The organism is Corynebacterium sp. HMSC14H10, from assembly GCF_001807105.1.
Lineage (GTDB): Bacteria > Actinomycetota > Actinomycetes > Mycobacteriales > Mycobacteriaceae > Corynebacterium > Corynebacterium jeikeium_D.
In genome coordinates, this window is record NZ_KV787451.1 from 102,760 (window position 1) to 108,759 (window position 6,000).

The following is a 6,000-nucleotide window of genomic DNA, read 5'->3' on the forward strand; positions in this document are numbered from 1 at the left end:
GCTTGGTGCTCTCTGTGTGAGCTCCTCGCCGGCAACGAGAAGATATATAACCAGGTTTCTGATTGTTTGTAAAATCGGCTGGTCAGGTGCTGTTTTTGAGCTGACGTTTTTGCATGTTTTTTGAAGGGTTTTGCGCAACCGTTTGAAAAAAGTTCAAAAAAAGTTTGAAAATCCTCAAAGTGGGGTGGGGGTTGTATCAAGGTCATCAACGCCGGGAGCGTGCATTGATGCCGTAGGTACGTTCGGTGACGTTCGGCGGTGTTTAGTAACGTCCGGTGGCACTTTTGAATAGCGAACTGATTACTTTTCGGTAACGCAGCCTCAAAGGTGCATCGTTTTCCCAGGTCGGTTGAAGTGCCCCGGTTTTTGGGGGTTGCACAGCATTTTTCCAGAGGGTTAACTGTAGGAACCGTTGGGCTACTTTGCGTGCTGCGCCCTGTGAAGAGTTGAAAACTGCGATTGGGCAGTCATTACGGCTTTTTCAGCTAGGGCGGGCGTTTTATCGGCGGCTAGTGCCGTTGCAGGGTAGTCTGACCTTTTTCGAGGGCGCACCAGGGGCTGTAGCAGGACTCCGCTGTGTGTCACAGTGTGTCCCCGGGACTTACTACTTAATAATTGCACTGTTGGAGTGAAGCACGATCATGCGGCAATCTTTTAAGCGCCTGTCGACGGCGGTGGTGACATTTGCGGCCACCATTTCGCTAGCTGCTTGTACCGTCGGCGGCGATAATGCCGAGCAGCAAGAGGCGGAGAAGTCGGACGTTGGTCTTGTCGCCAGTGTGAAGGACGATGCCACCGATGTTTCGGTGGTTGACCCGATTTCGGTTCAGGTGGAAGAGGGACATCACCTGGACAAGGTTGTTATGACCAACCCTGAGGGCAAAGAGGTCAAGGGCAAGCTCGACTCCAGTGGTACCAAGTGGACCACTGCAGAACCCCTGGGCTACTCAAAGACCTATGAGATTAACGCCACCTCGGGCACAGAAAAGCTGGCTACTTCTTTCACCACCGTCGAGCCGACTTCTCAGGTAAATGGTTACCTGTCCCCGCTGGATGGTTCCACCGTGGGTGTCGGTCAGACTATTGCTGTGAAATTCAGCGCGAGTATTTCGGACCGCAAGGCTGCTGAGGAAGCAATTAAGGTGACCACCGAGCCTAAGGTGGAAGGCGCTTTCTACTGGCTGAATAACAGTGAGGTGCGCTGGCGTCCAAAGGAGTACTGGAAGCCGGGGACCAAGGTTACCGTGAAGTCCGATATTTACGGCACGGATCTTGGTGACGATATGTACGGTGCGGAGTCCGCCGAAACCAGCTTCACTATCGGTGATGAAGTCATTGCTATCGCTGATGACGCGACGAAGACCATGGTCATTAAGAGGAACGGTGAAGTCGTAAACTCCATGCCTATCTCTATGGGGTCGAATGTTCACCCGACTCCGAATGGCCAGTACATCATCGGTGATCGCAACGAGACCATGGTGATGGACTCTCGTACCTACGGCCTGTCTCTGGAAAACGGTGGCTACGTCACGCCGGTTAACTATGCAACGCAGATGTCTTACTCCGGTATCTACGTCCACGGTGCACCGTGGTCAACGTGGGCACAGGGCAGCGTCAACCAGTCTCACGGCTGCATCAACGTCACTGACGCCAACGCTAAGTGGTTCCTGGACAACACTAAGCGCGGTGACATCGTGATTGTGAAGAATACGATTGGTGAGACGCTCTCCGGTGTTGATGGACTAGGTGACTGGAACATCCCGTGGGAGACCTGGAAGAAGGGCAACGCCGACGAGACCAGCTCTTGGTAACCCCCTGTCCTCTAAGTGAGGCCATCACTTAAGTCACACGGGTTAGACCGCTTACTATTCATCCAACATTCCCAGCTCCTGCGCCCGAGCAACAGCCGCGGTGCGGGAGCTGACGTCTAGCTTGGTGAAAATATGCACCAGATGCGACTTCACAGTCGCTTCAGTGAGCACCAGCTGCTCTGCAATTTTTCTATTCGACATACCCCGCGCGACCAACTCGAGCACCTCGAGTTCGCGCGGGGTTAGTGCCGTATTGGGATTGCGCATCCGCCCCATCAAGCGCCCGGCAACCTGCGTGTTCAGCACGGTCTCGCCGCGAACGGCACGACGGATACCATCGATGAGCTCCTCCGGAGCGGCATCCTTCAGCAGATAACCAACTGCGCCTGCGGTGACAGCGCCGAGCACATCGGAGTCCGAAGAATAGTTGGTCACCACCAACACCTCCGGAGCCTTCACGCCGCGCCCGGCGAGTGCGCGGATGGCTGCAGTGGCATCAACTCCGCCTGCGCGGGAAGCGGTGCCAGGGGCCTCACCAAAGCGAAGGTCCATGAGTACCAGATCGATGTGGTCGCAAGAGTCGTCGTCAAGCGATGCGCGCACCTTCTCGACCGCCTCGTCACCGCTGGCCGCCTCGCCAACCACGACGATATCCGGCGCCGATTCAACGACTGCGCGAAGACCAGCGCGGACGATGGGGTGATCGTCGGCGATGAGGACTCCGATGGGCTTGGTCACCTGGCTAACTCCTCGGGTGATGTGAATGGTCGTTTCCTACCTGCATACCAGGCGCGGGACTTTAAGAGGCGAGCTCGTGCGGGATGCTGACGCTGACACCGCAGCCGCGCCCAGGTTCCGACTCGATTGTGAAGGTGCCGCCGAGCTTTTCCACGCGTCGGCGCGCGTTGGCGATACCCACGCTGTCGTCGTTGGTTGGTGCGGTGGGGTCGAAGCCGATGCCGTTGTCGACGCAGTCGAGCAGAACCTCGTCGGGCTGATAGGTCAGAGTGACGCGACAGCGCGTGGCGTGTGCATGCTTGACGACGTTCGCCAAGCTCGCCTGGGCCACCCTGATAATTGTGGCTTCGACGGTGGCCGGCAGTCGCGTGGGTGTGCCGTCAACGCAGAAGCTGACCGCATCGCCCAGCACCGTGGAGGAGCAGACTTTCTCCAACGCGCCGGATAGGTCAGCCCCTTCGAGAGGAGCCGGCTGAAGTGCTGCGATAATGCGCCGAGTTTCGGCGAGGTTGTCGGCCGCGACCTTGCGAGCGAGTTGCAGCGAATCCACCGAGGCCTGGTCATGCTGAGTGGGAGCACTTTTCATGCGAGACTCCACCGAATGCAGCAGCAGCTGGATGGAGGAAAGCCCCTGCGCCACGGTGTCATGAATGTCGGCTGCGAGGCGTGCGCGTTCGTTCAGCTCACCGGCACGACGGGACAGTGCTTCCGAGTGGGCGCGGGCAGCCGAGAGCTCCTCCAGCGCCTTGGTCTTTTCGATAGTCTCCTTCTGCAGGAGCCGGAACCCCAGCCCCACCGTGAGTACAAACGTCCCACCCAGAATGGGGCCGAGGACACCACCAAATGTCAGCGGAGTGTGGACGGCGATAGCACCGATTGCCGTCGCCGTCGTTGCCACCACCATAACCACGGCCATTAGGCCACCGGTGACCTGCAGAATTACGAAAAACAGCGGGAAGACCAGGAAAGAGGCATCCAGCGTCGCAAACGACATTGCCGCCCAGCACAGCAGCAGAATCACAAGCCAGCCCAACAGCAGGCCACGCGGCTTAGTCAGCGCGACCTCGTTGGCTACGTTGCCATGCCGAGCCCGACCAATCGGCCCGACCGAACCTGCGATGTACACCGCTAGAAAACACGCCGCATAGGTGATGATTCGCCACTGCGGATCCGGAACCACGCATACCGCCAGCAGCACCAGCACCAAAACATCCAGGGCAAACCGCAGTAATTGCCAGCTGCGGTTCAGGGTCTCAGGAGTATCCACGCTCTCGAGCTTAGGGCAGTTCCGCCTGCCAAAACACCGCTGACGAGCCGGAATTGTCAACATCAACCGAAAGTTGGAGACGAAGTTCAACCTCCATGGCGATTAAATCCGCCTTTGAATCCACGACCATAATGAGTATGTACCAGTCAATGAAAGAACTTCGAGCCGCTCCAGGCCGTGCCGCACTGATCACCATCACCGTCGGGATGATTGCTGTGATGGTCACGTTCCTCTCGGCTTTGGCCGCCGGCCTGTCCGCCCAGTCCGTCTCCGCACTGGACGAGGTCTACGACAAAAACGACGCCGTCGTCATCTCGGAGGGGGCCACGTCGCTGTCGTCGTCAAGTATCGGCGAGACGGCGCGAAAGAGCGTCCAGACGTGGGCGAGCGACAACGGCGCAAACGTCCGCGATGTCTACGTCAGTCGTGCGCGCGTCGATGAAACGCCCGTCACCGTCATCTCCGACTTTTCGCTTAACGACGACCAGGTGGCCGTCACCGACGGTGTCGGTGAAACCGCCATTGCGGAAGGTGACTCGCTGACCCTATCTGGCGCGATGGGCGAGCACGAGACCACCGTTGCTCGCGTGGCGGGGGATAAGTGGCTGGATCACCAAGCGGTCATTTATGCCGGGCGCGGTGTGATGGAAGACCTGACGCCGGGGCAGATGGTGCCGGCGGCGATGGTTGTCGACGAGTCTGCGACGCAGCTGCCGAATGTCCCGGAAGGAACAATTCTGCGCGACGGCGAGCGCAATAACCTGTCGGCTTCCTACCAGGGTGAGCAGACTTCGCTGAACGCGATGACCTCGATGCTGTATGTGATTTCTGCGCTGGTGGTAGGCGCGTTCTTCACCGTGTGGACTGTTCAACGACTGCGTGGTGTGGCCATTTCCTCGGCGCTCGGTGCGTCCCGCTCCGTGCTGGTGGCTGACTCTCTGGCGCAGGTCCTGGCCGTGCTGGCAATCGGAGTCGGCGGCGGTGTTGCGGTGACTGCAGCGGCGGGCTGGGCTCTGCAGAGCGGCGACGTCATGCCAATTGTGGTCGATGCTTCCACGACCGTCGTACCGGGGCTCATTCTGGCCGTGACCGGCGTAGTTGGTGCGCTGCTGGCACTGGTGCCGGTATTCCGCGTCGATCCGACCACCGCATTGGCGAATGCGTAGTGGCTCGTTAGTACGGCCTAGCACGGCGGCTTCCCACAGAACACTCACATCGCGTTAATCATGCACAACCTGCAACTGAGGAATTGAGGAATTGAGGACAAAATGACTACCTACATCGACAACCAGGCTCCCGTGGCACTCGCTCTAAAGAACATCTCGCTGACCGTCCAAGATGGCGACAACAAACGCACCATTTTGGATGACATCTCGCTGAAGATCCGGGCAGGCGAGGTAGTGGGACTGGTCGGACCATCGGGTTCCGGCAAGTCGACTCTGTTGACCATCGCAGGTTGTTTGAAGAGTGCCGATACCGGACATGTCACGCTGTACTCCAACAAGCAGGACGCGAACGGTGCAGGCGCGGACGAGAGTGCGGAAAGGAAGGCCATTGATCTGAGCGCTCGCGGCGCGGATGCTGCCAAGATTCGTCGCGAACACATCGGCATCGTTTTCCAGCAGCCGAATCTTCTGCCAGCGCTGACGGTTAAGCAGCAGCTCATCGCAATGCGGCGACTGGGCCGTGTTTTCGGGTGGCCGGCGGGTGGCCGTCGTGAAGCGGAGAAGCGCGCGGATGAGCTGCTAGAGGCAGTCGGCCTGACTGGGCTGGGAAACCGTCGCGTGAGCCAGCTTTCCGGTGGTCAGCAGGCACGCGTCAATGTTGCGCGCGCACTGATGAATGAGCCGGAAGTGCTGCTAGTCGACGAACCGACCGCGGCTTTGGATCAGAAGAGTGCAGGGGCGGTGACGCGACTGATTATGGATGTGACGCGGAAGATGGGTGTGGCCACCCTGTACATCACCCACGACCTGGGGCAGCTTCACGGTGCCGACCGAATCGTGGAGATGGTTGACGGCAAGCTGCAGTCCGCGGATGCAGGCTTGGTGGCTACTCGGTAGTGACTATGGGGGAGGAGGCGGCATCGAAAAGGCTGGGTCAGATAACCACGCCGCCGGAAAGGCTCACATTTTTGGCCTTTAACCCCAGAAATTACGGGCTGCAAATGTGAAACTGTGTGAG

The 6,000-nt window shown here is 58.8% G+C and carries 5 protein-coding genes; 3 read left to right on the top strand and 2 right to left on the bottom strand.

Annotated elements, in window-relative coordinates; genetic code table 11:
• Positions 1-641 precede the first annotated feature (641 nt).
• The gene (locus tag HMPREF3135_RS10410; RefSeq protein WP_070439581.1) at positions 642-1,811 is read left to right on the top strand and encodes a L,D-transpeptidase; all 1,170 of its coding nucleotides are present in this window, start codon (positions 642-644) and stop codon (positions 1,809-1,811) included.
• A 54-nt stretch (positions 1,812-1,865) separates the two neighbouring features.
• Here the strand turns inward: HMPREF3135_RS10410 and HMPREF3135_RS10415 are convergent, their stop codons facing one another.
• Positions 1,866-2,549 (bottom strand): LuxR C-terminal-related transcriptional regulator, encoded by a 684-nt coding sequence (locus tag HMPREF3135_RS10415; RefSeq protein ID WP_083280654.1) that lies wholly within the window; start codon positions 2,547-2,549, stop codon positions 1,866-1,868.
• Positions 2,550-2,610: 61 nt separating this feature from the next.
• On the bottom strand, positions 2,611-3,816 hold the full coding sequence (locus HMPREF3135_RS10420) for a sensor histidine kinase (RefSeq protein WP_070439588.1): 1,206 nt from the start codon (positions 3,814-3,816) through the stop codon (positions 2,611-2,613).
• A gap of 149 nt (positions 3,817-3,965) precedes the next feature.
• On the opposite strand from HMPREF3135_RS10420, the gene HMPREF3135_RS10425 reads away from it, so the two are divergent.
• Together HMPREF3135_RS10425 and HMPREF3135_RS10430 are read left to right on the top strand one after the other, a co-directional pair.
• On the top strand, positions 3,966-4,982 hold the full coding sequence (locus tag HMPREF3135_RS10425) for an FtsX-like permease family protein (protein ID WP_083310805.1): 1,017 nt from the start codon (positions 3,966-3,968) through the stop codon (positions 4,980-4,982).
• A 102-nt stretch (positions 4,983-5,084) separates the two neighbouring features.
• Positions 5,085-5,879, top strand: a complete 795-nt coding sequence (locus HMPREF3135_RS10430; protein ID WP_069359094.1) for an ABC transporter ATP-binding protein — start codon at positions 5,085-5,087, stop codon at positions 5,877-5,879.
• Positions 5,880-6,000 lie beyond the last annotated feature (121 nt).